The organism is Terrabacter sp. FW104-15G4B (assembly GCF_058790095.1).
The window spans coordinates 1-23,729 of record NZ_JBYTCI010000041.1 but is presented as its reverse complement, the minus strand read 5'-3'; the positions used below and the strand labels follow the sequence as shown (position 1 = coordinate 23,729).

The following is a 23,729-nucleotide window of genomic DNA, read 5'->3' as shown; positions in this document are numbered from 1 at the left end:
GGTGGGCGCGGTGGGTGGGGTGGGCGGCAGCGCGGCCAGCGCCTCGACGAGGTGCGTCGCGAGCTCGCCGCGCCCGGCGCCGACGTCCACGACGATCCTCACCGGGTGGTCGGGCAGGGAGATAAGCGCCCGCGCGAGCGCCGCCCCGGTCGGGCCGTGAGCCGCCGTGGTGAAGTGCGCAGCCGGCCCACCGCGCGTGACGTAGAAGCCGCGGCCGGAGGCATACAACGCCTCGTGCCACGCCTCACGCCAGGGAACGGGATCCACGGCATCGGACTGTAGGCGATAGCGTGCCGTGCGTGAGCACCCCGCACGAGCGCCCTGCGCGCTTCGACGTCGGCGTCGTGGGCGCCGGGCGTGTCGGAGCCGTCCTCGGAGCCGCCCTGGCACAGGCCGGGCACGTCGTCAGGGGCGTGTCTGCGGTCAGCGAGGAGAGCCTCGAGCGCGCCGCGACCCTGCTGCCGGGCGTGCCCGTCAAGCCGATCCCGGAGGTGGTCGCCGGTGCCCACCTCGTCGTGCTGGCTGTGCCGGACGACGCGCTCGCCGACCTCATCGCGGGGCTGAGCGCCACAGGCACGTTCACCCCGGGCCAGCTCGTTCTGCACACGTCCGGGGCGCACGGCATCTCGGTGTTCGAGGCGGCGGCCGGCAGCGACATCATCCCGCTCGCCCTGCACCCGGCGATGACCTTCACCGGCACCGCCCTCGACCTCGACCGGCTGCAGGACTGCTGCTTCGGGGTGACGACCCTCGACCTCGCGCGACCGGTCGGTGAGGCGCTCGTCATCGAGATGGGCGGTGACCCCGTCTGGATCGCCGAGGAGGACCGCGTCACCTACCACGCGGCACTCGCCCACGGCTCCAACCACCTCGTGACCCTCGTCGCCCAGTCGATGCAGCTGCTCGGTGAGGCCGGAGTCGAGGATCCGGCGCGCGTGCTCGAGCCGCTGCTCACGGCCGCCCTGTCCAACACCCTCCAACGGGGTGACGCAGCCCTCACCGGTCCGGTGGCGCGTGGCGATGCCGGTACCGTTGCCGAGCACGTCGCGATGCTGCGCAAGGTCGCCCCGGACATCCGGCCGACCTATCTCGCCCTGGCCCGCGCGACGGCGCAGCGGGCCCTGCTGAGCGGACGACTTCGCGCCTCCGACGCCGGCCCGCTGCTGGAGCTGCTCGCGCACGAGGAGGACAAACCGTGACCGAACCCACCGTCGACACGCCCGTCGAAACCGCCGTGGACACGACCATGGACACCATGCCCGAGGCGGCCGCCGACCGGGCGGCGCCGCCCGAGAGTCCCGCAGCTCCCGTCGTGGCCCGGACGAGGGACGAGCTGCGCGTGGCGCGCTCGGCGCTCGACGACGACGACGTCGCCGTCGTCATGACGATGGGTGCGCTGCACGAGGGCCACGCCACGCTCATCCAGCAGGCGCGCCAGACCCACCGCCACGTCGTCGTGACGATCTTCCTCAACCCGCTCCAGTTCGGGCCCAAGGAGGACCTCTCGCGCTACCCGCGCACCTTCGACGCCGACCTCGCGATCTGCACCGCCGCGGGGGTCGACCTCGTCTTCGCGCCGACTCCCGACGTCGTCTACCCCGAGGGCGACCCGGGCGTCCGCGTGTCGGCGGGTCCGCTCGGCGACGTCCTCGAGGGCCAGGCACGGCCCGGCCACTTCGACGGCATGCTCACGGTCGTCGCCAAGCTCATGCACCTGACCCGGTGCAGCGCGGCATACTTCGGCCAGAAGGACGCCCAGCAGCTGCTGCTGATCCGTCGCATGTGCCGCGACCTCGACTTCCCGGTCCGCGTCGTGTCGGTCCCGACGGTGCGCGAGCCGGACGGGCTGGCGATGTCGAGCCGCAACACCTACCTGACGCCCTCGGACCGCGAGACGGCCCTGTGCCTCTCGGCAGCATTGCGCGCCGGCGCAGCTGCCGCCGTCGAGGGGCCGTCGGCCGTGCGCCGTGCGGCCCGCTCGGTCCTCGTCCGCGAGCCGCTCGCCCTCATCGACTACCTCGTGCTCGTGCACCCCGACACCCTCGAGGACGTGCCGGAGTGGTACCGCGGCGAGGCCCTGCTCGCCGTGGCGGGTCGGGTGGGCACGACCCGTCTCATCGACAACCTGCCCGTCCAGGTCGGACCCGGCGGCGGAGCCCTCGAGACCTTCTCGCAGCCCTGAGCTCCCTTCCCTCCCAACGACTTCCGCACAGATCCCGAGGACACGTCATCGTGCAGCGCTTCATGCTCCACTCCAAGATCCACCGCGCCACGGTCACCCAGGCAGACCTGCACTACGTCGGCTCGCTGACCATCGACCGGGACCTGCTCGACGCGGCCGACCTGTGGCCGGGCCAGCAGGTCGACGTCGTCGACGTCGACAACGGCAACCGGCTGACGACCTACGCCATCGAGGGCGAGCGCGGCTCGGGCACCGTCTGCATCAACGGCGCCGCGGCCCGGCTGATCTCGCCGGGTGACACCGTCATCATCATCGCGTATGCCGCGATGGACGACGCCGAGGCGCGCACCTTCGAGCCGCGGGTCGTCTTCGTCGACGAGCACAACGGGATGGTCGAGGTGGGGCACGATGCAGGTGACGTTCCCGAGGGCTTCGGTCTGATGACCTCGGCTGTGACCGAGCGTCACCACGACTACCAGCACGAGTACCAGGACTGAGAGGCCAGGCGTATGCCGGAGAGCGGGCTCCCCGACGTGAGCATCCCCAGGCGGTTGCGCGCGCCCGCGCCGGGTTGGACCACGACAGCCGACGTCATCGTCGTCGGCTCGGGCATCGCCGGCCTCACGACCGCGTTGCGGCTGCGGCGGCGGGTCGACCGGGTGCTGCTCGTCACCAAGACGGTGCTCGACGAGGGGTCGACGGCGTGGGCGCAGGGCGGCATCGCCGCAGTGATGTCGCCCGAGGACAGCGCGGCCGAGCACGTGCACGACACGCTCGTCGCCGGGGTCGGGCTCTGTGACATCGAGGCCGTCGAGGCGCTCGTGCGCGAGGGCACCGACGCCGTGTGGGACCTCATCGCGCTCGGGGCGGAGTTCGACCGCGGCGACACCGGTGGGCTCTCGCTGACCCGCGAGGGCGGGCACCACCGCGACCGGATCCTGCACGCGGGCGGTGACGCGACCGGCCGTGAGATCAGCCGCGCCCTCATCGCCGCCCTCGACCGGGTCCGCGACGACCCGGGGATCGAGGTGATCGAGCACGCCCTGGTCGTGGATCTGCTCGAGGACGCCGGGGACCGCGTGTGCGGGGTGACCCTCCACGTCATCGGTGAGGGGCAGGTCGACGGGGTCGGTGCCGCCCACGCCCGAGCCGTCGTGCTGGCCACGGGAGGGCTCGGCCAGATCTACGCGTCGACCACCAACCCGTCCGTCGCGACGGGCGACGGCATGGCGGCGGCGCTGCGGGCCGGGGCCGTGCTCGCCGACCTCGAGTTCGTCCAGTTCCACCCGACGGTGCTGTGGCTCGGGGAGGGGTCGCGCGGCCAGCAGCCGCTCATCTCCGAGGCAGTGCGCGGTGAGGGCGCCTTCCTCGTCGACGAGGCGGGCGAGCGCTTCATGCAGGGGCTGCACCCGCTCGCCGACCTCGCACCGCGTGACGTCGTCGCCCGCGCCATCATCACCCGGATGCGCGAGACCGGCACCGACCACGTCTACCTCGACTGCCGGCACCTCGGTGCGGCCTTCCTCGAGCAGCGGTTCCCCTCGATCGTTCAGCGTTGCCGTGAGCTCGGCTTCGACCCGGCGACCCAGCTGCTCCCGGTCGCCCCCGCGCAGCACTACGCAAGCGGAGGCGTGCGCACCGACCTCCGTGGCCGCTCCTCGCTCGAGGGCCTCTACGCGTGCGGCGAGACCTCGTGCACCGGGGTCCACGGCGCCAACCGGCTCGCGAGCAACTCCCTGCTCGAGGGCCTCGTCTTCGCCCGCCGCATCGCCGACGACCTGACCGCCCGGCTCGGCGCCGGCGAGCTCCCGGAGACGATGCCGGTGGCGCCGGCCGGTGAGCCCGAGCTGATCCGCGGCCGGCGCCGGCTGGACGTGCAGCGCGCCATGACCGCCGGCTCCGGCACCGTGCGCTCGGCCGCGTCGCTCGCCGCGACCCAGGAGACCCTGGGCGCGCTGGCGGCCCGGGCGCTCACCGAGGACACCGACAAGCAGGGCGGCCCCAAGAGCTGGGAGACGACGAACCTGCTGCACCTCGGTCGGGCGCTGACGTATGCCGCCGCGCTGCGCGAGGAGACCCGTGGCGGTCACGTGCGCGAGGACTTCCCGGCTCGGGACGACGAGCACTTCCTGCACCACGTCCACCTTCGGCGCCCGGCCTCGGGAGAGCTGATGGCCGAGGTCGTGCCGGTGCCGCGCCACAACCTCGACGGCCTCGACCTCGACGGGTCGGTCCCGCGGGACGTGCTGGACGAGGACGGCGCAGAGGGAGCGGCGCCCGCGGGCTCGGCCGGACGGCATACGCAGTCAAGCGAATCGGTGGAGACGGTGGAGGAGAAGCAGTGAGCGGCGACGGGCTGAGCGGGTTCCCGCACGAGTGGGCGTGTGAGCTCGTCACGGTGGCGCTGCGCGAGGACCTCGGTCCGGCCGGTGCCGACGTGACGACGCTGGCGACGATCCCGGCCGACCAGACGCGCACCGCCGAGATCGTGGCGCGCGAGCCGGGCGTCGTGGCCGGAGTGCCCGTGATCGAGCTCGTGCTGGCTGCGGTCGCGAAGCAGATCGGCGGCGAAGCGCCGTCGGTCGAGGTCGTCAGCGACGACGGAGCGCGGGTGCAGCGCGGTGACGTCATCGCGCGGCTCGTCGGGCCGACGCAGGTCGTCCTCGTCGCGGAGCGGACCATCCTCAACATCCTCAGCCGGCTCTCCGGCGTGGCCACCCACACCCGGCGCTGGGCCGACGCCCTGGAGGGCACCGGGACGATGGTCCTCGACACGCGCAAGACGACGCCCGGGATGCGCTGGCTCGAGAAGTACGCCGTCCGCTGCGGTGGCGGCACGAACAAGCGCATGGGCCTCTACGACGTCGCCATGATCAAGGACAACCACAAGCTCGCCGCCGGCTCCGTGGCGGCCGCCTACGCCCTCGTGCGCGAGCGCTTCCCGGACGTCGACGTCCAGGTCGAGGTGACGACGCCGGCGGAGGCGCAGGAGGCCTACGACGCCGGGGCACGCTTCGTCATGTGCGACAACATGTCGGTCGACGTGCTGCGTGCGACGGTCGAGCTGCTCCGCGGCGCAGGCGAACCCGTGGAGATCGAGGCCACGGGTGGGCTCACCCTCGAGGTGGTCGCCCACTATGCCTCGACCGGCGTCGACTTCGTCTCGGTGGGCGGCCTGACACACAGCTCACCCATCGTCGACATCGCCCTGGACCTGATCGACTGACACCGTCGAAAGGCCACGTTTCGTGGCTGACCACCCGTCGAGTGGCCATGTCTCGCGAGCCATCACCGGTCGAGTGGCGAAGAGATGTCCCACCGCGCGAGGCCTCGCGCCGGTCGGGGACTGGTCGGGGACTGCCAGAAGGCGACCTCTCGATGGCTGGGCACCCGCAAGCGGTGACCCTCGACAGGCGCGTACCGCAGAGCATGGCCCCTCGACGGGTTCGGTTGCGGAGCACGGATGCGGCTCGGCGAGCGTAGCCTGCGAGGCAGGAGGGTGACATGGGCGTGGTCGACGAACTGGTGCGCGCGAGAGCCGAGTTCGAGCGCGGCGAGTGGTCGGCGGCCCTGGAGAGGTGGTCCGCCGTCGACCCTGACGGGCTGACCACCGACGACCTCGAGTCGGCGGCCGTCGCGGCGCACCTGCTGGGGCACCTGGACGACGCCGTCGACCGCTACCGGCGGGCCTTCGAGGCGAGGTTGCAGCAGGGTCACATCGCGGGCGCCGCCCGGTGCGCCTTCCATCTGTCGATGATCGCGCGGACCACGGGCGACCAGTCCACCGCTTCCGCCTGGGTCTCCCGCGGGGAGCGGCTCGTCGCGACCCTGCCGCCCGGCAGCCTCGAATCGGGCTACCTCGCCTTCGCCCGGATGTTCACCCACCTCGGCGCCGGACGCTTCGACCAGGCGCTCGCGTGCGCGGTCGAGGCGGCCGAGGCCGCCCGGCGCCACGACGACCCTGGCCTGCTGGCCACCGGCCTGTGCGCCCAGGGTCGCATGGCCATCTACGCCGACCGCGTCCCCGACGGCCTGTCGCTCCTCGACGAGTCGATGCTCGAGGCCACGAGCCGCACCCTCCACCCCGTCATGCTGGGCCACGTCTACTGCACGGCCATCGAGGGCTGTCAGGAGCTGTCGGACCTGCGCCGGGTCGAGGAGTGGACGCAGATCCTGCACCGCTGGTGCACCGAGCAGCCGGGCCTGGTCACCTTCACCGGCCAGTGCGCCCTGCACCGTGCACAGGTCATGCGGGCGCGGGGCGCCTGGGATGCCGCGCTCGACGAGCTCGCCGCCGCCATGGACCGCTACCGTCTCGCGAGAGCCACCGACGCGATGGGGCAGGCCGCGTGCGAGCGCGGTGACCTGCTGCGCCTGAGGGGCGACCTCGATGCTGCGGACGCCGCCTACCAGCTCAGCGCCGAGCACGGGTACGACCCCCAGCCCGGTTCGGCGCTGCTCTGGCTGGCCCGCGGTAGAACCGGAGCCGCGGTGGCGGCCGTGCAGCGACTGCTCGGCGAACCATCCACGGCGGTGCGACGCAGCCAGGTCCTGCCGGCTGCCGTCGAGGTGCTCCTCGCGGCCCATGACCTCGACGCCGCGCGCGAGTGCGCCGGCGAGCTCGACCGGCTTGCCGCGTCGTTCGGGTCGGACGTGCTCGCGGCTGCCGCCTCCGCGGCGTGGGGCAGCGTCCAGCTCGGGTCGGGCGACCCTGCGGGGGCGCTGCCCTACCTGCGCAAGGCTCACCAGACGTGTGTACGCCTCGAGCTGGCCTACGAGGCGGCGCTCGCGCAGGCGGCCACCGGCCGCGCGCTGCTCGCCCTCGGCGACGAGGAGTCCGCCCGTCGGGCCCTCGCCTCGGCGCGCGAGGGGTTCGAGTCGGTCGGGGCCCGACCGGACGTCGAGGCGCTCGAGCGGCTCACGGCGCCGGGCGCGCGTCCCGCGGGCCTGACAGCGCGTGAGGTCGAGGTCCTGGCGCTCGTCGCAGAGGGCCGCAGCAACGCCCAGATCGCCGCAGCCCTCGTCCTCAGCGAGCGCACGGTGGCCCGCCACCTCAGCAACATCTTCACCAAACTCCGGGTCGGAAGCCGCACGGCCGCAGCGGCGTTCGCCTTCGAGCACGATCTCGTGCCCCGCCGCGGCTGATCCTCCGGCCCCTCAGGCGGCCGCGGCCCGCGACGCCGGCCTGGGCAAGGCGGGGGCCGACCGCTTGACGATGCGGGCCGCGACGTGGGCTGCATCGCGACCGACGCCGGGCAGCACCATGGACGCGAACGCATACTGGAAGGACAGCCCGCAGAAGAAGAGGCCGGGCACGTCCGTCGAGACGCCGCGGTACTCCCGGGGCCAGCCGTCCTCGCCGACCACGGGCAGGTCGATCCAGTCGAAGCGCTGCTCGAAGCCGGTGGCCCAGAGGACGTTGGTGGCGTCGACGACCGTCCCGTCCTCGAGCGTCGGCTTCCCGTCTGTCACACCGGTGACCCGCGCCAGGTGTCGCTCGACCCCGCGTGCCGCGAGGTCCTCGCGCTTGACCCGGAGCATCGGGCCGCCGTGGTGTCGCACGTGGGCCATCATCTGCCTGCCCATGGGGGTCCGCCGCGTCAGCACGTGCCGCCAGGCGAAGAGCAGGATCGGGAAGGCGACGTGGACCGCCGGGGTGTCCCAGCGCACCGGGATCTGGCCACGGTCCCGGCCGGCGAGGATCGTCCGCCGCCCCTCGGCCAGCTCGTGGGCGATGTCGCAGCCGGAGTGCGAGGCGCCGACAACGAGCACCGGGCCGTCGCGAAGCTGGCTCGGCCGGCGGTACTGGCTCGAGTGCAGCTGGAGGATCGACGGGTCGAGGTCCTCGGAGAAGGCCGGCACACGCGGCGCCCGACCGAAGCTGCCCGTCGCCACCACGACGTTCCGGCACGAGATGGCGCCGCGGTCGGTGGTCACGACGAAGCCGTCCCCCTGCGGGTCTGCGGAGAGCCGCTCCACACGCACTCCGAGCCTGACGGGCAGCCGGAAGTGGGCGGCATACGACTGGAGGTAGTCTGCGACGTCGTCCTTGCCGGGGAACGACCTCGGGTGGCCGGGGAAGGTGAGGCCCGGCAGGGAGTCGTGCCGGGCCGACGAGTAGAGCCGGAGCGAGTCGTACTGCTGGCGCCACCCGTCGCCGATGGTCTCGTTGCGCTCGAGCACGATGCACTCGCGGCCACGGATGCAGAGCTCGCGGGCGGTGGCGAGCCCGGCCTGGCCTGCGCCGATGATGACGGTGTCGATGGTGTCCATGGTGTTCCTCCTGGTGGTCGTGCTCCGACCGTAGGGAGGACGGGGGGCTGGCCGCGTCGACCGTGATGCCCATCCCGGAGTGGGCGGCCATGGGTCGAAATGACCACGACCCGCTGCGTCGCCGGGGTTGCTCCGCGGGTTGCTGGCCGATCCGCGGAGCGCACCGGCCGTTCGGTGCAGCAACCCGCGGAGGGAGCCCGCGCCAGCGGACCGTCAGTAGCGGCGGTACCAGAGGTTGACGGCGTAGTCGACGCCCGTCGCGCCCGGGTGCTCGGCCAGTATGAGGTCGGCGTGCTCAGGGGCGAACTCGATGCCGACGACCGCCTCGAAGTCCTCGCGGGAGTCGAAGTCCCAACGGATCTCGAGCCGCTCGCGCTCCCAGCCATGCCGTTCCCAGAAACGCTCGACGGCCCGGGGGTCGTAGGCCGGCAGGGCGCGTCGGAACCAGCGACCGAAGGTCGAGCGCGTCGCGTCGTTGTCGATGACGAAGGCCGCGCCACCCGGGCGCATGATGCGGTCGAGCTCGGCCAGCCCCGGCTCGCAGCCCGGGCCGAAGAAGTACGCCCACCGTGCCTGCGCGACGTCGAAGGAGCCGTCGGGCACCGCGATCGCGGCGGCACCGTCCTCGCGGACCGAGACGGACGGCATACCCGAGACCCGTTGCGCAGCAAGCGAAGCCAGTGGCGGGTGCGGCTCGACGCCGACGACCGAGCGGGCGTCGCGAGCGAAGTAGGGCAGGTGGTAGCCGGTGCCGCAGCCGATGTCGACGACGTCCCTGCCATCCCAGTCGAGGACCGCGCGCATGGCGTCCTCGATGACGTGGGCACGGTCGACGCCGCGGTTCTCGACCTCGTAGACGTCGGGCGCCTCCCAGATGTTGGGGGAGGGGATGATCTCGTTGCTCTCGCTCACGCGGACCTCACGTCGCTCAGGTGGTGCGCTGGGCCTCGATGGTGGCCGGGTGCACGAGCAGCGGCAGCAGCTTGCGCACGCCGCGGGCCCGGACCGCCTTGACCTGGGCGAGGTGTGCCTCGGCGCGGATCGCCAGCTCTGCGTACGCGAGCGGCCCCATCAGCTCGACGAGCTCCGGCGCGTTGGAGCGGTAGACGGGTTCGCGCCCCACGTGCGCCTCGGAGTTGCCGGAGCAGTACCAGTCGAGGTCGTGGCCGCCAGGCCCCCAGCCGCGACGGTCGTACTCGGTGATGGTGACCTCGAGGTAGCTGGTGTCGTCGGGGAGCTCGACCGTGCGGAACGTGCGCCGGATCGGCAGCTGCCAGCAGACGTCGGGCTTGAGGGTGAGCGGCTCCACGCCGGTCAGGACCGCGTGCTGGTGCAGTGCACAGCCGGCACCGGCGGGGAAACCCGGGCGGTTGAGGAAGATGCAGGCACCGTCGACGACCTTCGTCTTGCGGGCGCCGTCCTCCTTCTCCGTCCAGTCGTCCTTGCTGCCGGTGGCCCGTCCGACGGAGTGGTACTCCCACTCGTCCTCGCCGAGCTCCTCGACGGCCTTCTCCACCCGCTTCCAGTCGGCCTTCTCGGTGAAGTGCGCGCCGAGCGTGCAGCAGCCGTCGTCGGGTCGGCCGGCGTAGATGCCCTGGCAGCCGCTCCCGAAGATGCACGTCCAGCTGCTCGTGAGCCACGTCAGGTCGCAGCGGTAACGCTGGTTCGGGTCGGCGGGGTCGGTGAACTCGACCCAGACGCGAGGGAGGTCCAGAGGTGCTTCAGCCACCCGATCACCCTATGTCGCCAGCGTCACCACGCCGCCCCCGGCGCCCACGTGATGGATGGCGTGGCGAGCCGGGACATCGCCGTATGCCGTGTGCTCCCGTGAGCGGGACTAGCGTGACCCCCATGACCGCGAGGACGAGCAGCGAGGCGACGCCGAGGGGCCGCGGGCGCCGCCCGGGGGGCGCCGACACTCGCGCGGCGATCATCGAGGCGGCCCGGAAGTCCTTTGCAGCCAAGGGATACGACAAGGCGAGCATGCGCGGAATCGCCCGTGAGGCCGGCGTCGACCCGGCCCTCGTGCACCACTACTTCGAGGGCAAGGCAGCCCTTTTCGCGGAGACGCTCGACGTGCCGGTCAACCCGGCCGACATCATCGAGCGGGTCACAGCGGGCGACGTCGATCGCCTCGGCTGGCGCATCGTCGAGACCTTCCTGGCGGTGTGGGAGCCGCCGGAGCGGCGCGACGCCCTCGTGGCCCTGGTGCGGTCGAGCATGACGAGCGAGGAGGCCGCACGCATGCTGCGGGAGTTCCTGGGGCGCGAGGTCTTCGGGCGCATCGCCTCGAGCACCGGCGTCGCGGACCCGCAGCTGCGCGGCGCCCTGGCCGCGTCGCAGATGATCGGCCTGGTCGTGGCGCGCTACGTCATCCGGGTGCCGGCGATGGTCGACGCGACCCGCGAGGAGCTCGTCGAGCGCATCGGCCCGGTGCTCCAGCAGCATCTCGTGGACACGCCGCCGACACCGGAGTAGATTTCATCGCATGATGAATAACAGCGATCCGGCGGTCGCCATCAGCGGCCTGAACGTCGTGCGAGGCAAGCGCCGCGTCATCCCGGGCCTGGACCTCGAGATCCCCGCCGGTGAGGTCGTGGGCCTGCTGGGTCCGTCCGGCTCGGGCAAGTCCACCCTGATGCGCTGCATCGTCGGGGTGCAGATCATCGAGTCCGGCACCGTGACGGTGCTGGACCACCCCGCGGGCTCGCCCGTGCTGCGCGACCAGGTCGGCTACGTCACCCAGAGCCCGAGCGTCTACGCCGACCTCAGCGTGCGCGACAACGTCGTCTACTTCGCCCGCGTCGTGGGCCTGCGCGGCGCCCAGCTGCGAGACGCGGTCGAGCGGACGCTCCTCGAGGTCGACCTCACCTCCTGCGCCGACCAGCTCGTCCAGGACCTCTCCGGCGGCCAGGAGTCACGGGTCTCGCTCGCTGCAGCCCTCGTCGGTCGCCCGAGCCTGCTCGTCCTCGACGAGCCCACGGTCGGCCTCGACCCGGTCCTCCGTCGCGACCTCTGGGACCTCTTCCGGCACCTTGCCCAGGCGGGCCACTCGCTCGTCGTCTCGAGCCACGTCATGGACGAGGCCGCCCGCTGCGACCGGCTCGTGCTGCTCCGCGAGGGCCGCGTCCTCGCCGACGTCACCCCGGGCGAGCTGCTCGAGCAGACCGGGGCCGTCGACGCCGATGCCGCATTCCTCGCCCTGATCGACGCCGAGACCGCCCGGTCCGGGGCGAGGAGGGCGTCATGAACGCCGCGCTCGCCGTCGCCACGTCCGGCCGCGTGCTGCGCCAGGTGCGCACCGACCGCCGCACGATCGCCCTGATCCTCGTCGTGCCCTGCGTGCTCCTCGGCCTGCTCGCCTGGATCTACAACGGGACGCGCGTCTTCAACTCCATCGGACCGGCCCTGCTGGGCGTCTTCCCGATGGTCGTCATGTTCATCGTGACCTCCGTCGCGACGCTGCGCGAACGCCAGTCGGGCACCCTCGAGCGCCTGCTGACCACCCCCATGGGCAAGGACGACTTCATGCTCGGGTATGCCGTCGCCTTCGGGGCGCTCGCCACCGTGCAGGCCGTGGTGGCAACGGGATTCGCTGTCTGGGTGTGTGGCCTGGAGGTGGCCGGGCCGCTGTGGCTCCTCGTCGTCGTCGCGGTCTTCGACGCCGTTCTCGGCACCTCGCTCGGGCTGCTCGCGAGTGGCTTCGCCCGCACGGAGTTCCAGGCCGTGCAGTTCATGCCGGCCTTCCTGCTGCCCCAGTTCCTCCTGTGCGGACTCCTCGTCCCCCGCGAGCTGCTGCCGCCGGTGCTGGAGTGGGTGAGCAACCTGCTGCCCCTGTCGTATGCGGTCGACGCCATGAAGGAGATCGCGCGCAACACCGACCCCGTCACGGCGGTCCTCGGCGACCTCGGCATCGTCGCTGCCTTCATCGCCGGGGCCCTCGCCCTCGCATCGCTCACGCTGAGCCGCCGCTCCGCCTGACGGCATACGGCCCCTCTCGCGAGCCGAGGTCGTGACAGGCCCGGCACTAGGGTGGGGGCATGCGCCTGGGCGTCATCGACATCGGGTCCAACACGGTCCACCTCCTGGTCGTCGACGCCCACCCCGGGGCCCAGCCCCTGCCGGCCTTCTCGCACAAGACCGAGCTCCGCCTCTCGGAGAACCTCAAGGCCGACGGCCGCGTCAGCGACCGGACGACCGACCGGCTCGTGACCTTCATCCGCGAGTGCCTCGACGTCGCCGAGGACCAAGGGGTCAGTGACCTCTTCGCCTTCGCCACGTCTGCCCTTCGGGAGTCGCCGAACGGCGAGGAGGTCATCGAGCGGGTGCGGGCCGAGACCGGTGTGGACCTCGAGGCCCTGAGCGGCGAGGACGAGGCCCGGATGACGTTCCTTGCGGTGCGCCGCTGGTTCGGGTGGTCGAGCGGCCGGCTGCTCGTCGTCGACATCGGTGGTGGCTCGCTCGAGCTGGCGGCCGGGATCGACGAGGAGCCCGACGTTGCCTTCAGCCTGCCGCTCGGGGCCGGACGGCTCACCCGGGAGCGGCTCCCCGGCGACCCACCGAAGCAGGCCGCCGCGCGCGAGCTGCGCTCGCACGTGCGCGCCACCCTGGCCGAGCACGTGCGTCCGCTGCTCATCTCGGGGCCGCCCGACCGAGCCGTCGGCACCTCCAAGACGATGCGGTCGCTGGCGCGCATCGCCGGCGCCGCACCCATGGCCGAGGGCCAGTTCGTGTCGCGCATGCTCTCGCGCGACGATCTGCACAAGGTCGTCGAGCTCGTCGGCCCGCTCGACACGGCCGGGCGCTCGAAGCTCCCCGCGGTCTCGGAGGGCCGGGCCCGGCAGCTGTATGCCGGCGCGCTCGTGGCCGAGGCGGCGCTGGACCTGCTGCAGCTCGACCAGATCGAGATCTGCCCGTGGGCCCTTCGCGAGGGCCTCATCCTCCGCCGGCTCGACCACCTCGTCCCGTGAGCCGGCCGGGTCCCAGCGCACGCCCGGCCCGGCGACCGGCCCGGCGACCGGCCCGGCGACCGGCCCTGCGACCGGCGCCGGGAGCGCCGTGGCGCAGAATGGCCGCATGACGATCCGGGTCGCCCTGTCGACCTCCTCGCTCTACCCCGACAACGCGGCGACCGCCTTCGCGACGGCCGCCCGTCTCGGCTACGACGCGGTCGAGGTCATGGTCTGGACCGACCCCGTCACGCAGGAGGCGGGGGCGCTCCGGTCCCTTTCGGAGCTGCACGGCCTGCCGGTCAGCTCGGTGCACGCGCCGACCCTGCTGCTCACCCAGCGCGTGTGGGGCACCGATCCCTGGGGCAAGGTCGACCGCTCGATCGAGCTGGCCCTCGAGGTGGGCGCCGGCACCGTCGTGCTGCACCCGCCCTTTCGCTGGCAGCGGGAGTATGCCGCGGGCTTCGTCGACGGGGTCGCGCTCCGTGAGCACGACACGGGGATCCGGCTGGCCGTCGAGAACATGTATCCCTGGCGGACGGCGCGACGCGACGTCATGGCCTACCTCCCGCACTGGGACCCCGTGGACCAGCCCTACGACAACGTGACGCTGGACCTGTCACACACCTCGACGGCCGGCTCCGACGCCCTCGCGATGGCCCAGCAGCTGGGGGCGCGTCTCGCGCACGTGCACCTCGCCGACGGGCTCGGCTCCTTCCTCGACGAGCACCTCGTGCCGGGGCGCGGCACGCAGCCCTGCGCCGACGTGCTCGAGCACCTCGGGGACAACGGCTGGGACGGTGACGTGGTCGTCGAGGTGTCGACGCGCAAGGTGGCACGGGAGCAGCGCGAGGTCGACCTCGCGGAGGCACTGGCCTTCGCCCGGTTCGCCCTCATGCCGACCCGGGGCGCCAGCCGGATCTGACCTCCCCCGCCTCACAACACAGCGAGCAGGTCCCAACACGCCGGCGTCCGATTGCGGTGTGTCCTGACCTGCTCGGTGTGTTGCGAGGGGTCAGGCGGGGGAGGGTCGCCAGCCGCGCGGGCGCACCGACACCATGTCCACGCTCGCATCCGTCCCGGCGTCGATGGCCAGGCGTGCTGCACGGACGACCGATCCGACCTCGAGGTAGGCGCCGGCGTCGTAGTCGGCGCCCTCGAACTCGACGAGCTCGCGCTGCATGTCGGTGTCGACGCGGCCGGGGTGCAGGGAGGTGACGCGGACGCCGTGCTCGCGCTCCTCCTGCCGCAGGGTGTCGCTGAAGGCCCGCAGGGCGAACTTCGAGGCGCAGTAGGCGCCGGACGCCGGCGTGGCCGTCAGGCCGGAGCCGGAGTTCACGGTGATGACGAGGCCGTGGGCTGCCCGCAGTGCAGGCAGCAGGGCGCGGGTGATCGCCGCGACGGCGACGACGTTGACGGTCAGGGACTGGGCCCAGTCATCGACCGCTGAGTCGGCCACGGTGCCGCTGCGCAGCACCCCGGCGGAGTGGACCAGCACGTCGACGCGAGGCAGCCGCGGCACCAGGGCGCCCAGGGCTGTCTCGAGCGAGCCCCCCGGTGAGCAGTCGGCGAGGTCTGCGACGAGTCCCTCCGCGGACGGCAGCCCCGCGACGACCTCGTCGACGGAGTCGCGGCCGCGACCGCCGATGACGAGGTGGTGGGTCTGCGCTAGGTCGCGGGCGATGGCCAGCCCGATGCCGCGGGTGCCGCCGGTGATGACCGCCACGGGCCGGTCACCGGGCGTGGTCGCGGCGGGCGAAGCAGGTGCGGGGGTCGGGGAAGCCGAGCTCATGCGGCCACCCTACGAGGCGGACGGCATACGTCCTCCGGTCACGTCAGGTCGGGTCCGGTCAGCTCAGGCCCAGGGCCTGGGCCTCCTCCCACAGCTCGTCGCGGACGCGCGGGTGCGCGCACTCCTCGATGATGTCGCGGCACTGCTCCTTCTCGCTGCGGCCCCAGAGGGGCGCGACGCCGTGCTCGGTGACGATCGCGCTCTGCTGGAAGCTCGTGACGGGCTCGTCGAGCAAGGCCACGATGGTCGACACGTCCGCCCGGGGATGCCACGACCGCAGCGCGATGAAGGACTGGCCACCGGGGGAGTGCAGCGCCCCGACGATGAAGTCGGTCTGCCCGCCGAAGCCCGAGTGGATGCGGGCGTCGATCCGTGATGCGTTCGCCTGGCCGAAGAGGTCGACCTCCAGGGCGGTGTTCACCGACGTCATCTGGCGCTGCTGCGCGATGAGGCCGGGGTCGTTCGTCTTCTCGGTGCGCATCATCCGCACCCGCGGGTTGCCGTCCAGCCAGCTGTAGAGCTCCTGCGACCCGAAGCTGAAGGACGTCACCAGCGGGTGGTCCCGGTCGAGCGCACCGGCCTCGTCGAGCGCGAGCACCCCGTCGGAGAACATCTCGCTCCAGACGCGCAGCCCGCGCCGCGACGTCAGCCCGGCGAGCGTGGCATCGGGCACGGCCCCGATCCCGAGCTGCATGGTGGCGCCGTCCTTGACCATCGCGGCCACCCGTTCGCCGATGAGCCTGCTGTCGGGGTCGGGCTCGGCGGGGGCGTGCGACGCCATGGGGCAGTCGACCTCGACGACCAGGTCGACGTGCTCGAGCGGCACCTGGGCGTCGCCGAAGGTGAAGGGCATCCGCGGGTTGACGACCGCCACGACGAGACCGCCGCGCGAGCGGCACGCCTCGAGCGCTGCCGGCAGCACGTTGACCTCGAGGCCCATGCTGACCTGGCCGTGTCGTGGCGGTGCGCAGTGCAGCAGGACGGCGTCCGGCGGCAGCGCGCGGCCGTAGAGGAGCGGCACGAGCGAGAGACGCGACGGCACGTAGCGCAGCCGCGGATGACGACGCATACCCGGACCGACGAAGCACGTCTCGACGGTCACGCCGTCCCGGGTCGGCAGCCCGGCGGGCGCGTTGAGGGCGTGGAGCACGTACGTCTCCTGCGCGGCGTCGAGCGCCCGCACGGCCTCCCACGGCACCGCCATGTTGCCGCTGACGACGACACGAGGGTTCGCCGGAAGCGTCCGCAGCCGCTGGGTGAGCTCGTCGATCGTCGCCGTCCGCACCCCCACATCGTGGACCAGTCGGCACGACCACGAGGGCGTATGCCGTGTCAGCTCGCCTTCTTGGTCGCCGCCTTCTTCGTCGTGGTCTTGGCGGCGGACTTCTTGGCCGTCGTCTTCTTGGCCGCGGTCTTCTTCGTGGTCGACTTCTTGGCGGCGGTCTTGGAGGCGGACTTCGTCGGTGCCTCCGGCTCTGCGGACGCCGAGGCGGAGCCGGAGCTCGAGCCGCCCTTGGCCTCCTTGGCCTTGTCGACGCTGCGCTGCAGGGCCGCGAGCAGGTCGACGACCTCGGTCTCGTCGCCCTTGGCCTCGGGCGTCTCGGTGATGTCACCGCCCTCGATCTTCGTCGCGACGAGCTGGGTCACGGCCTCGGCGTAGTCGTCCTCGAACTCATCCGGCTCGTAGTCGCCCGAGAGGGAGTCGACGAGCGAGGACGCCATGGCGAGCTCCTTCGCCGTCGCGTGGGTCTCCTCGGAGAGCGACTCGAACTCCGGGGCGCGCACCTCGTCGGCCCAGAGCAGTGTCTGCAGCACGATCACGCCGTCGCGCACCCGCAGCACCGCGAGTGTCATCCGCGAACGCACGGCCACCGTGACCAGGGCCATGCGGTCGGCCTTTTCCAAGGCGTCGCGCAAGAGCACGTAGGGCTTGAGCCCCGTCTTGTCGGGCTCGAGGTAGTAGCTCTTGTCGAAAAGGAGCGGGTCGATCTGCTCGGAGGGCACGAACTTCTCGATCGAGATCTCCTTTGTGGACCGCGTCGGCAGGCTCTTGAGGTCCTCGTCGGTCAGCACGACCATCTGCCCGTCGGCCGCCTCGTATCCCTTGGCGATGTCGGAGTAGGGCACCTCCTCGCCGTCGATCGAGCAGACCCGTTGGTACTTGATCCGGCCGCCGTCCTTCTCGTGAACCTGCCGGAACTGCACGTCGTGGTTCTCCGTCGCCGAAAAGAGTCGGACCGGCACATTGACGAGGCCGAACGACACGGCGCCTTTCCAGATGGCTCGCATGGGAACAAGAATGCACCCATGCGCCCCATGCTCGCGACGCCCACGTCGACCATTCCGGTCGGCGACCGCTGGAGGCACGAGGTCAAATGGGACGGTATGCGGGTTCTGGCCGACGTCGCGGACGGCGAGATCCGCCTCCTCTCCCGCACGGAACGCGACGTCACCGTGGCCTTTCCCGAGCTGCGTGGGCTGGCCCAGGAGTACGCCGACATGTTGTTGGACGGCGAGATCGTCTCGATGCGCGATGGCGTGCCGTCGTTCGCCGCGATGGCCGAGCGCTTCCACGTCACCGACGCGCGCCGGGCGGGGATGCTCGCCGAGCAGGCGCCGGTGACCCTGATGACCTTCGACCTGCTCCGCCTCTACGGCGTCGAGCTGCTGTCGCGCCCGTGGACCGACCGGCGGGCAACCCTCGAGCGGCTGGAGCTGGGCGGGCCGCGGTGGCAGACGCCGCCGGCCTTCACCGACGGGGTCACGCTGCACGAGGCAACGAAGGAGCAGGGGCTCGAGGGGATCGTGTCCAAGCGCGCCGACTCGGTCTACGTCCCCGGTCTGCGCTCGCCCTACTGGCTCAAGTCGCCTCACCGGGGCACCGTCTCGGTCGTCATCGGCGGCTGGCGACCGGAGGCGGCCGGCAGCGGCTCACGCCGGCTCGGCTCGGTGCTCGTCGGAGTGCCCGGGCCCGGTGGTCTGCGCTTCCTCGGGCGGGTCGGCGCCGGGCTCGCAGGCCGGACCGGGCAGTCGCTGCTGCGCGACCTGCAGACGCTGACGACGGACGAGTCGCCTTTCGCCACAGTCATTCCCGCTGAGGACTCGAACGGTGCGACGTGGGTGCACCCGGTCCTCGTCGCCGACGTGCAGTCGCTGGGACTGAGCGGGCAGGGGAGGCTGCGCCAGCCGGCATACAAGGGCCTGCGCACCGACCTCACGCCTGGTGACGTCGACGGCGACGGGGACGGTGAGTGATGCCCTACGAGGCGCAGAAGGTGACGGTGGAGGTCGACGGACGACGGATGCGGCTGTCGAGCCTCGACAAGGTGATGTACCCGCGCACCGGCACGACGAAGGCGCAGGTGCTCGACTACTACGCCCGCATCGCGCCGGCGGTCCTGCCGCACCTGCGCGACCGGGCCGTGACGCGAATCCGCTTCCCGCACGGCGTCGGTGACATGCAGTTCTTCGAGAAGAACCTCCCCGCCGGCACGCCCGCGTGGATCCGGCGCGCCGGTCGTGACCCCGTCTTCCCCCTCATCGACGACCTGGCCGGCCTGACGTACTTCGCCAACCTCAACTCCCTCGAGCTGCACGTGCACCAGTGGCGCTACGCGGGGGAGGGGCGCGACGCCGAGCCGCTGAACCCGGACCGCCTCGTCATCGACCTCGACCCGGGACCCGGCACCGGGCTGCACGAGTGCGCGCAGGTGGCCCTGCTCGTGCGCGAGCGACTCGGTGGCATCGGCCTCGACACCGTCCCGGTCACGAGCGGCAGCAAGGGCCTACAGCTGTATGCCGTCCTGCCCGGCGCGCACACGAGCGACCAGATCCGCGACACCGTGCAGCAGCTGGCGCAGGAGCTGACCAAGCTGCACCCAGAGCTGATCGTGTGGAAGATGGCCAAGGACCTGCGGCCGGGCAAGGTCTTCCTCGACTGGAGCCAGAACGTCGCCGCGAAGACGACGGTGTGCCCGTACTCGCTTCGCGGCCGGGACCGGCCGACCGTCGCGGCGCCGCGCTCGTGGGACGAGATCGAGTCGGGGGCGCGGGACGGCCGGCTCGAGCAGCTGACGGCCGACGAGGTGCTGACGCGGGTGGCCCGCGACGGCGACCTGGCGGCGGAGATCACCGGCTGAGGGTCGGCATGTGAAAGGGCCCGGCACGTGACGTGCCGGGCCCCTCGTCGCGCACTGACGGGTCAGTGCGCCTTGTCGTAGGCCGCCTGGATCTCGGCCGAGATGCGGCCGCGGTCCGAGACGTTGTGGCCGTTGGCGCGAGCCCACTCGCGGACCGCTCCGAGGTCGGTGCGCTTGGCGCCGTTCGACCGGCGACGCGTCGCGGAGGACTTGGCGGCGCCGGCGCGCCGGGCGTGACCGGTCCAGGATGCGAAGTCGTCACGCAGCTTGCGGGCGTTCTCGTCGGACAGGTCGATCTCGTAGGTTACGCCGTCGAGGGAAAAGGTCACCGTCTCGGCTGCGTTTCCGCCATCGAGATCATCGATCAACACTACTTCGACACGCTGAGCCATTGATTCTCCAACTGAAGTGGTCTGCAAGGGAGGGGTTATCCACGAATGGTGACCCGCGGGGCAGGATTCAATTTAGCGTGTCAGTGGCGAGAATGCATTTCCATCCAAAACAATGCTGCAACGCAATGCCGGAATTGCCCTTCGATGGGCGATGCGCTAATGGCAGGAAAGGCGCGTCCGGCGTGCGGAACCCGGTTTGGAATCGCTTTCAGCGGTCGGTGGACCGCCGGTGCCGCGAAGCGTCCTCAGCGGTTGCCGAGCCGCCCGCGGCAGTGTCACGGCGAGCGTGCTCCGCCTCCCACCGGGCCTGTGCGAGGCGCTCACGTCGGTCACCCTCGAGGATGCTCTTGATGACGAAGTAGAAGAGCGTGCCGACCCCGATCGTGGGGACGATGGCGAGCACATAGGGCAGGACCGATTCCATGCACCCATTTTCTCACGGCATGCCGCGAGGGCCTGCGGGGCGCTGTCGGATGCTGCCCGTACGGTCGGGCCATGGCTACGAGGACGACGACGCGCCGCACCCCCGGCTTCCGTTGCGCGGAATGCGGGTGGACGACCGCCAAGTGGGTGGGCCGGTGCGGAGAGTGCCAGGCATGGGGGACCGTGGGCGAGACCGGTGCGGCGACGGCTGCCCGCACGACGGCCTCCGCGGTGGTGACTCCTGCCCAGCGCATCGCCGACGTCGACGTCACCCGGGCTGCGGCGCGGCCCACCGGGGTCGCGGAGTTCGACCGCGTGCTCGGTGGCGGCCTCGTCCCCGGTGGTGTCGTGCTCGTGGCCGGTGAGCCCGGCGTCGGCAAGTCGACCCTCCTGCTCGACGTCGCGGCGCGTGCGGCCCGCTCCGGCAGCGAGGTCCTCTACATCAGCGGGGAGGAGTCGGCCGCGCAGGTGCGCACGCGGGCCGAGCGCATCTCGGCGATGGCCGACACCCTCTACCTCGCCGCCGAGACCGACCTCGCCACGGTCCTCGGCCACGTCGAGGCCCGGTCGCCGGGACTGCTCGTCGTGGACTCGGTCCAGACGATCGCCAGCGCCGACGTCGAGGGGCAGGCCGGCAACGTCTCGCAGGTGCGTGAAGTTGCGGGCAGCCTCATCGCGGCTGCCAAGGCGCGCGGCGTCGCAGTGCTCCTCGTCGGCCACGTGACCAAGGACGGCTCCATCGCCGGGCCGCGGGTCCTCGAGCACCTCGTCGACGTCGTCATCCAGTTCGAGGGTGACCGCCACTCGCGCCTGCGCCTCGTACGCGCCGTCAAGAACCGTTTCGGACCCACCGACGAGGTCGGCTGCTTCGACCTCTCCGACGTCGGCATCACCGGGCTCGCCGACCCCAGCGGGCTCTTCCTCTCGACTCGCGACCACGCCGTCCCGGGCACGTGCGTCACGGTGACACTCGAGGGCCGGCGCCCCCTCGTCGCCGAGGTGCAGGCGCTCGTGGCGCCCTCGACCCTGCCGTCCCCGCGACGCACCTCCAGCGGGCTCGACGCCTCGCGCCTCGCGATGATCATCGCCGTCCTCGACAAGCGGGCCGGTGCCCCGGTCGGCTCACGCGACATCTTCGCGGCCACCGTCGGCGGCGTGCGCATCACCGAGCCCGCGGCCGACCTCGCGATCGTCTGCGCCGTCGCGTCGTCGGTTGTCGACAAGCCGTTGGCCACCGACGTGGTCGCGTTCGGCGAGGTCGGGCTGGCCGGGGAGGTGCGTCGCGTCACCGGCCTCGACCGGCGCCTCGCCGAGGCCGCGCGGCTGGGCTTCCGCCATGCCCTCGTGCCCGCCGGCAGCCTCACGGACTCCTCGGTGCCCGACGGCATACGCGCCGTCGAGGTCGCCGACGTCCCGCGCGCCATCGAGGCGATGGGCCGCCTCGCCGGTGGGCGACCACCGGGCGCGCCAGCCGTCGGCACCGTCTAGACTGCGACCGACCCGGGTGGATGCGCTCGGCGCCCCCATTGCGGACAGGGAAGTGATGGACCGGAACGACGAGCTGCTGCTGCGCGCGGCCCTCGCCGCAGTGGCACCCGGCACGGAGCTGCGCGACAGCCTCGAACGCATCCTCCGTGGACGCACCGGAGCCCTGATCGTGCTCGGCTTCGACCGGGTCGTCGACTCGATCTGCACGGGCGGCTTCGTTCTCGACGTCGAGTTCTCGGCCACCCGCGTGCGCGAGCTGTGCAAGATGGACGGCGCCGTGGTCCTCGACCGTGAGGGCACCCGGATCCTGCGGGCCGCGACCCAGCTCGTCCCCGACAGCAGCATCGAGACCACCGAGTCCGGCACCCGCCACCGCACCGCCGAGCGAGTCGCCAAGCAGACGGGCTTCCCGGTCATCTCCGTCTCCCAGTCGATGGGCGTCGTCGCCCTGTACGTCGGCGACCTCCGGCACGTCATCGAGGGTTCGCCCACGACCCTGTCGCGCGCCGACCAGGCCCTGCAGACGCTCGAGCGCTACAAGGCCCGCCTCGACGAGGTCACCGGCACCCTCTCCGCGCTCGAGATCGAGGACCTCGTCACGATCCGCGACGTCACCGCGGTGCTCCAGCGCCTCGAGATGGTGGGGCGCATCTCTGCCGAGATCAGGGACTACGTCGTCGAGCTCGGCACCGACGGGCGCCTGCTCAGCCTCCAGCTCGAGGAGCTCGTCGGCGGGCTCGGCAACGACCGCGAGCTCGTCATCCGCGACTACCTCCCGGCGACGAAGTCGAGCCTCACGGTCGAGGAGGCCCTGGGCAACCTCGAGGCCCTCAACTCGGTCGAGCTGCTCGACCTGGCCGCCGGTGCCCGCGCCGTCGGCTTCTCGGTCGTCGGCGACAGCCTCGATGCGCCGGTCTCGCCACAGGGCTACCGCCTGCTGACCAAGGTGCCCCGCCTGCCGGCGGCGATCGTCGACCGTCTCGTGCTCCACTTCGAGTCGCTGCAGCGCCTGCTCGCTGCCGGCATCGAGGACCTCATGCTCGTCGACGGCGTCGGCGAGGGTCGTGCCCGCGCCGTTCGCGAGGGGCTCTCGCGCCTGGCCGAGTCGAGCATCCTCGAGCGCTACGTCTAGCGTCTCCAGCGAGCAACCCCTTGCGTATGCCGTCCCGCCCGGCTCCGTTGTCCGTGCTCCACGAGCGCGTCAACCAGTGGTACGCCGACGCGGGACGCAAGCACCTGCCCTGGCGCGAGCCTGACTGCAGTCCGTGGGGCGTCTTCCTGTCCGAGGTGATGTCGCAGCAGACGCCGCTCGCCCGGGTCGAGCCGATCTGGCGTGAGTGGATGCAGCGCTGGCCCACCCCGACGGACCTCGCCGCGGACGCGCCGGGTGAGGCCGTACGACACTGGGGGCGCCTCGGCTACCCCCGTCGGGCGCTGCGGCTGCACGAGGCGGCGACCGCCATGGTGCAGCGTCACGGCGGCGAGGTGCCGGGCAACCCGCAGGAACTGCTGGCGCTGCCGGGGGTGGGCGCTTACACGGCTGCGGCGGTGGCGTGCTTCGCCTTCGGCATCCCCGAGGTCGTGGTCGACACGAACGTACGCCGCGTGCTGGCCCGGGCGGTCGAGGGCAAGGCCTTCCCGAACGTCACGCTCAACCGGGCCGAGGCGAAGCTGGCAGCCGACTCGATGCCGGCCGACCGGTCCACCGCCAACACGTGGAACGTGGCGGTGATGGAGCTCGGTGCGCTCGTCTGCGTCGCCCGTGGACCGCGCTGCGAGGAGTGCCCGGTCGCCGACCTGTGCGCCTGGAACCTCGCTGGCCGACCGGCCTACGACGGACCGCCACGGCGCGGGCAGTCCTGGCACGGGACCGACCGTCAGGTGCGTGGTGAGCTGCTGCGCCGGCTGCGCGACGCGCATGCGACGCTGCCGCTGGCTCGCCTCGAGGACTCGGCCGACGACCGGGTGCAGGTGATGCGGTGCCTCGACTCCCTTGTCGCCGACGGCCTGGTCGAGCCCCTGTCCCGCAACCGCTTCCGCCTCCCCACCTGACCGACCCCTCCCTCTTCACACCGTCGAAAGGCCACAAAC

General features: G+C 72.1%; 24 protein-coding genes and 1 pseudogene. 16 read left to right on the top strand and 9 right to left on the bottom strand.

What is annotated here, in order from left to right:
* Positions 1–267 (bottom strand): annotated as a pseudogene (locus AC3WRT_RS19350) (hypothetical protein); the annotation flags it as partial.
* A 23-nt stretch (positions 268–290) separates the two neighbouring features.
* Between AC3WRT_RS19350 and AC3WRT_RS19345 the strand changes: the two are divergent.
* The 6 genes from AC3WRT_RS19345 (at position 291) to AC3WRT_RS19320 (ending at position 7,327) form a co-directional block, all read left to right on the top strand.
* A complete protein-coding gene (locus AC3WRT_RS19345) occupies positions 291–1,199 on the top strand; it encodes a Rossmann-like and DUF2520 domain-containing protein (RefSeq protein ID WP_492724832.1) in 909 nt (302 codons plus the stop codon).
* Between the two features lie 56 nt (positions 1,200–1,255).
* Positions 1,256–2,182: a pantoate--beta-alanine ligase gene (gene panC / locus AC3WRT_RS19340; protein ID WP_492724834.1), complete on the top strand. Its 927-nt coding sequence runs from the start codon at positions 1,256–1,258 to the stop codon at positions 2,180–2,182.
* A gap of 50 nt (positions 2,183–2,232) precedes the next feature.
* Positions 2,233–2,679, top strand: a complete 447-nt coding sequence (gene panD, locus AC3WRT_RS19335) for an aspartate 1-decarboxylase (RefSeq protein WP_492724830.1) — start codon at positions 2,233–2,235, stop codon at positions 2,677–2,679.
* Between the two features lie 12 nt (positions 2,680–2,691).
* Positions 2,692–4,527, top strand: a complete 1,836-nt coding sequence (locus AC3WRT_RS19330) for an L-aspartate oxidase (RefSeq protein ID WP_492724828.1) — start codon at positions 2,692–2,694, stop codon at positions 4,525–4,527.
* On the top strand, positions 4,524–5,408 hold the full coding sequence (gene nadC / locus AC3WRT_RS19325; protein ID WP_492724827.1) for a carboxylating nicotinate-nucleotide diphosphorylase: 885 nt from the start codon (positions 4,524–4,526) through the stop codon (positions 5,406–5,408). The genes AC3WRT_RS19330 and nadC overlap by 4 nt, the downstream gene beginning before the upstream one ends.
* Positions 5,409–5,686: 278 nt before the next feature.
* A complete protein-coding gene (locus tag AC3WRT_RS19320) occupies positions 5,687–7,327 on the top strand; it encodes a helix-turn-helix transcriptional regulator (RefSeq protein WP_492724825.1) in 1,641 nt (546 codons plus the stop codon).
* Positions 7,328–7,339: 12 nt separating this feature from the next.
* On the opposite strand, the gene AC3WRT_RS19315 is transcribed toward AC3WRT_RS19320, so the two are convergent.
* The 3 genes from AC3WRT_RS19315 to AC3WRT_RS19305 form a co-directional block, all read right to left on the bottom strand.
* Positions 7,340–8,455, bottom strand: coding sequence for a flavin-containing monooxygenase (locus AC3WRT_RS19315; RefSeq protein ID WP_492724823.1), 1,116 nt, complete (start codon positions 8,453–8,455; stop codon positions 7,340–7,342).
* A gap of 213 nt (positions 8,456–8,668) precedes the next feature.
* Positions 8,669–9,367, bottom strand: a complete 699-nt coding sequence (locus tag AC3WRT_RS19310) for a class I SAM-dependent methyltransferase (RefSeq protein WP_492724821.1) — start codon at positions 9,365–9,367, stop codon at positions 8,669–8,671.
* Between the two features lie 16 nt (positions 9,368–9,383).
* On the bottom strand, positions 9,384–10,184 hold the full coding sequence (locus AC3WRT_RS19305; protein ID WP_492724817.1) for a DUF3109 family protein: 801 nt from the start codon (positions 10,182–10,184) through the stop codon (positions 9,384–9,386).
* A gap of 122 nt (positions 10,185–10,306) precedes the next feature.
* Between AC3WRT_RS19305 and AC3WRT_RS19300 the strand changes: the two genes are divergently transcribed.
* From AC3WRT_RS19300 to AC3WRT_RS19280, 5 genes are all read left to right on the top strand, one after another.
* Complete coding sequence (locus tag AC3WRT_RS19300) at positions 10,307–10,933, top strand: TetR/AcrR family transcriptional regulator (RefSeq protein ID WP_492724815.1); 627 nt, start codon at positions 10,307–10,309, stop codon at positions 10,931–10,933.
* A 10-nt stretch (positions 10,934–10,943) separates the two neighbouring features.
* Positions 10,944–11,705 carry an ABC transporter ATP-binding protein gene (locus tag AC3WRT_RS19295; RefSeq protein ID WP_492724813.1) on the top strand — a complete coding sequence of 254 codons (762 nt, stop codon included), beginning with the start codon at positions 10,944–10,946 and terminating at the stop codon, positions 11,703–11,705.
* The gene (locus AC3WRT_RS19290; protein WP_492724811.1) at positions 11,702–12,436 is read left to right on the top strand and encodes an ABC transporter permease; all 735 of its coding nucleotides are present in this window, start codon (positions 11,702–11,704) and stop codon (positions 12,434–12,436) included. The genes AC3WRT_RS19295 and AC3WRT_RS19290 overlap by 4 nt, the downstream gene beginning before the upstream one ends.
* Positions 12,437–12,495: 59 nt before the next feature.
* Positions 12,496–13,425, top strand: coding sequence for a Ppx/GppA family phosphatase (locus AC3WRT_RS19285; protein ID WP_492724809.1), 930 nt, complete (start codon positions 12,496–12,498; stop codon positions 13,423–13,425).
* 106 nt (positions 13,426–13,531) lie between these two features.
* The gene (locus AC3WRT_RS19280; protein ID WP_492724808.1) at positions 13,532–14,329 is read left to right on the top strand and encodes a sugar phosphate isomerase/epimerase family protein; all 798 of its coding nucleotides are present in this window, start codon (positions 13,532–13,534) and stop codon (positions 14,327–14,329) included.
* 90 nt (positions 14,330–14,419) lie between these two features.
* Here AC3WRT_RS19280 and AC3WRT_RS19275 read toward each other — a convergent pair whose 3' ends face one another.
* The 3 genes from AC3WRT_RS19275 to ku are packed head-to-tail and all read right to left on the bottom strand — an operon-like array spanning position 14,420 to position 17,485.
* Complete coding sequence (locus tag AC3WRT_RS19275) at positions 14,420–15,196, bottom strand: SDR family oxidoreductase (RefSeq protein ID WP_492724806.1); 777 nt, start codon at positions 15,194–15,196, stop codon at positions 14,420–14,422.
* 58 nt (positions 15,197–15,254) lie between these two features.
* The gene (locus AC3WRT_RS19270; RefSeq protein ID WP_492724805.1) at positions 15,255–16,481 is read right to left on the bottom strand and encodes an acetyl-CoA hydrolase/transferase family protein; all 1,227 of its coding nucleotides are present in this window, start codon (positions 16,479–16,481) and stop codon (positions 15,255–15,257) included.
* A 47-nt stretch (positions 16,482–16,528) separates the two neighbouring features.
* The gene (gene ku, locus AC3WRT_RS19265) at positions 16,529–17,485 is read right to left on the bottom strand and encodes a non-homologous end joining protein Ku (protein ID WP_492724803.1); all 957 of its coding nucleotides are present in this window, start codon (positions 17,483–17,485) and stop codon (positions 16,529–16,531) included.
* A gap of 18 nt (positions 17,486–17,503) precedes the next feature.
* On the opposite strand from ku, the gene ligD (AC3WRT_RS19260) reads away from it, so the two are divergent.
* Positions 17,504–18,451: a non-homologous end-joining DNA ligase gene (gene ligD / locus AC3WRT_RS19260; RefSeq protein ID WP_492724801.1), complete on the top strand. Its 948-nt coding sequence runs from the start codon at positions 17,504–17,506 to the stop codon at positions 18,449–18,451.
* Positions 18,451–19,335, top strand: a complete 885-nt coding sequence (gene ligD / locus AC3WRT_RS19255; protein WP_492724799.1) for a non-homologous end-joining DNA ligase — start codon at positions 18,451–18,453, stop codon at positions 19,333–19,335. Before ligD (AC3WRT_RS19260) ends, ligD (AC3WRT_RS19255) begins: the two co-directional genes overlap by 1 nt.
* Before the next feature lie 62 nt (positions 19,336–19,397).
* Here ligD (AC3WRT_RS19255) and AC3WRT_RS19250 read toward each other — a convergent pair whose 3' ends face one another.
* Complete coding sequence (locus AC3WRT_RS19250) at positions 19,398–19,727, bottom strand: histone-like nucleoid-structuring protein Lsr2 (RefSeq protein WP_492724797.1); 330 nt, start codon at positions 19,725–19,727, stop codon at positions 19,398–19,400.
* Positions 19,728–19,935: 208 nt separating this feature from the next.
* Complete coding sequence (locus AC3WRT_RS19245) at positions 19,936–20,151, bottom strand: hypothetical protein (protein WP_492724795.1); 216 nt, start codon at positions 20,149–20,151, stop codon at positions 19,936–19,938.
* A 71-nt stretch (positions 20,152–20,222) separates the two neighbouring features.
* Here AC3WRT_RS19245 and radA point away from each other — a divergent pair, with 71 nt between their 5' ends.
* The 3 genes from radA to AC3WRT_RS19230 are packed head-to-tail and all read left to right on the top strand — an operon-like array spanning position 20,223 to position 23,690.
* A complete protein-coding gene (gene radA / locus AC3WRT_RS19240) occupies positions 20,223–21,638 on the top strand; it encodes a DNA repair protein RadA (protein WP_492724793.1) in 1,416 nt (471 codons plus the stop codon).
* Between the two features lie 55 nt (positions 21,639–21,693).
* Positions 21,694–22,770 (top strand): DNA integrity scanning diadenylate cyclase DisA, encoded by a 1,077-nt coding sequence (gene disA, locus AC3WRT_RS19235; RefSeq protein WP_492724791.1) that lies wholly within the window; start codon positions 21,694–21,696, stop codon positions 22,768–22,770.
* Between the two features lie 26 nt (positions 22,771–22,796).
* Positions 22,797–23,690 (top strand): HhH-GPD family protein, encoded by an 894-nt coding sequence (locus tag AC3WRT_RS19230; RefSeq protein WP_492724789.1) that lies wholly within the window; start codon positions 22,797–22,799, stop codon positions 23,688–23,690.
* The last annotated feature ends 39 nt before the right edge of the window (positions 23,691–23,729 follow it).

Bases quoted from the DNA above. Each gene is read 5' to 3' on its own strand.
- panC (WP_492724834.1), top strand. From the start codon at position 1,256: ATGCCCGAGGCGGCCGCCGACCGGGCGGCGCCGCCCGAGAGTCCCGCA.
- AC3WRT_RS19330 (WP_492724828.1), top strand. From the start codon at position 2,692: ATGCCGGAGAGCGGGCTCCCCGACGTGAGCATCCCCAGGCGGTTGCGC.
- AC3WRT_RS19320 (WP_492724825.1), top strand. From the start codon at position 5,687: ATGGGCGTGGTCGACGAACTGGTGCGCGCGAGAGCCGAGTTCGAGCGC.
- AC3WRT_RS19315 (WP_492724823.1), bottom strand. From the start codon at position 8,455: ATGGACACCATCGACACCGTCATCATCGGCGCAGGCCAGGCCGGGCTC.
- AC3WRT_RS19300 (WP_492724815.1), top strand. From the start codon at position 10,307: ATGACCGCGAGGACGAGCAGCGAGGCGACGCCGAGGGGCCGCGGGCGC.
- AC3WRT_RS19295 (WP_492724813.1), top strand. From the start codon at position 10,944: ATGATGAATAACAGCGATCCGGCGGTCGCCATCAGCGGCCTGAACGTC.
- AC3WRT_RS19290 (WP_492724811.1), top strand. From the start codon at position 11,702: ATGAACGCCGCGCTCGCCGTCGCCACGTCCGGCCGCGTGCTGCGCCAG.
- AC3WRT_RS19285 (WP_492724809.1), top strand. From the start codon at position 12,496: ATGCGCCTGGGCGTCATCGACATCGGGTCCAACACGGTCCACCTCCTG.
- AC3WRT_RS19280 (WP_492724808.1), top strand. From the start codon at position 13,532: ATGACGATCCGGGTCGCCCTGTCGACCTCCTCGCTCTACCCCGACAAC.
- AC3WRT_RS19275 (WP_492724806.1), bottom strand. From the start codon at position 15,196: ATGAGCTCGGCTTCCCCGACCCCCGCACCTGCTTCGCCCGCCGCGACC.
- ku (WP_492724803.1), bottom strand. From the start codon at position 17,485: ATGCGAGCCATCTGGAAAGGCGCCGTGTCGTTCGGCCTCGTCAATGTG.
- ligD (WP_492724801.1), top strand. From the start codon at position 17,504: ATGCGCCCCATGCTCGCGACGCCCACGTCGACCATTCCGGTCGGCGAC.
- ligD (WP_492724799.1), top strand. From the start codon at position 18,451: ATGCCCTACGAGGCGCAGAAGGTGACGGTGGAGGTCGACGGACGACGG.
- AC3WRT_RS19250 (WP_492724797.1), bottom strand. From the start codon at position 19,727: ATGGCTCAGCGTGTCGAAGTAGTGTTGATCGATGATCTCGATGGCGGA.
- AC3WRT_RS19245 (WP_492724795.1), bottom strand. From the start codon at position 20,151: ATGGAATCGGTCCTGCCCTATGTGCTCGCCATCGTCCCCACGATCGGG.
- radA (WP_492724793.1), top strand. From the start codon at position 20,223: ATGGCTACGAGGACGACGACGCGCCGCACCCCCGGCTTCCGTTGCGCG.
- disA (WP_492724791.1), top strand. From the start codon at position 21,694: ATGGACCGGAACGACGAGCTGCTGCTGCGCGCGGCCCTCGCCGCAGTG.
- AC3WRT_RS19230 (WP_492724789.1), top strand. From the start codon at position 22,797: ATGCCGTCCCGCCCGGCTCCGTTGTCCGTGCTCCACGAGCGCGTCAAC.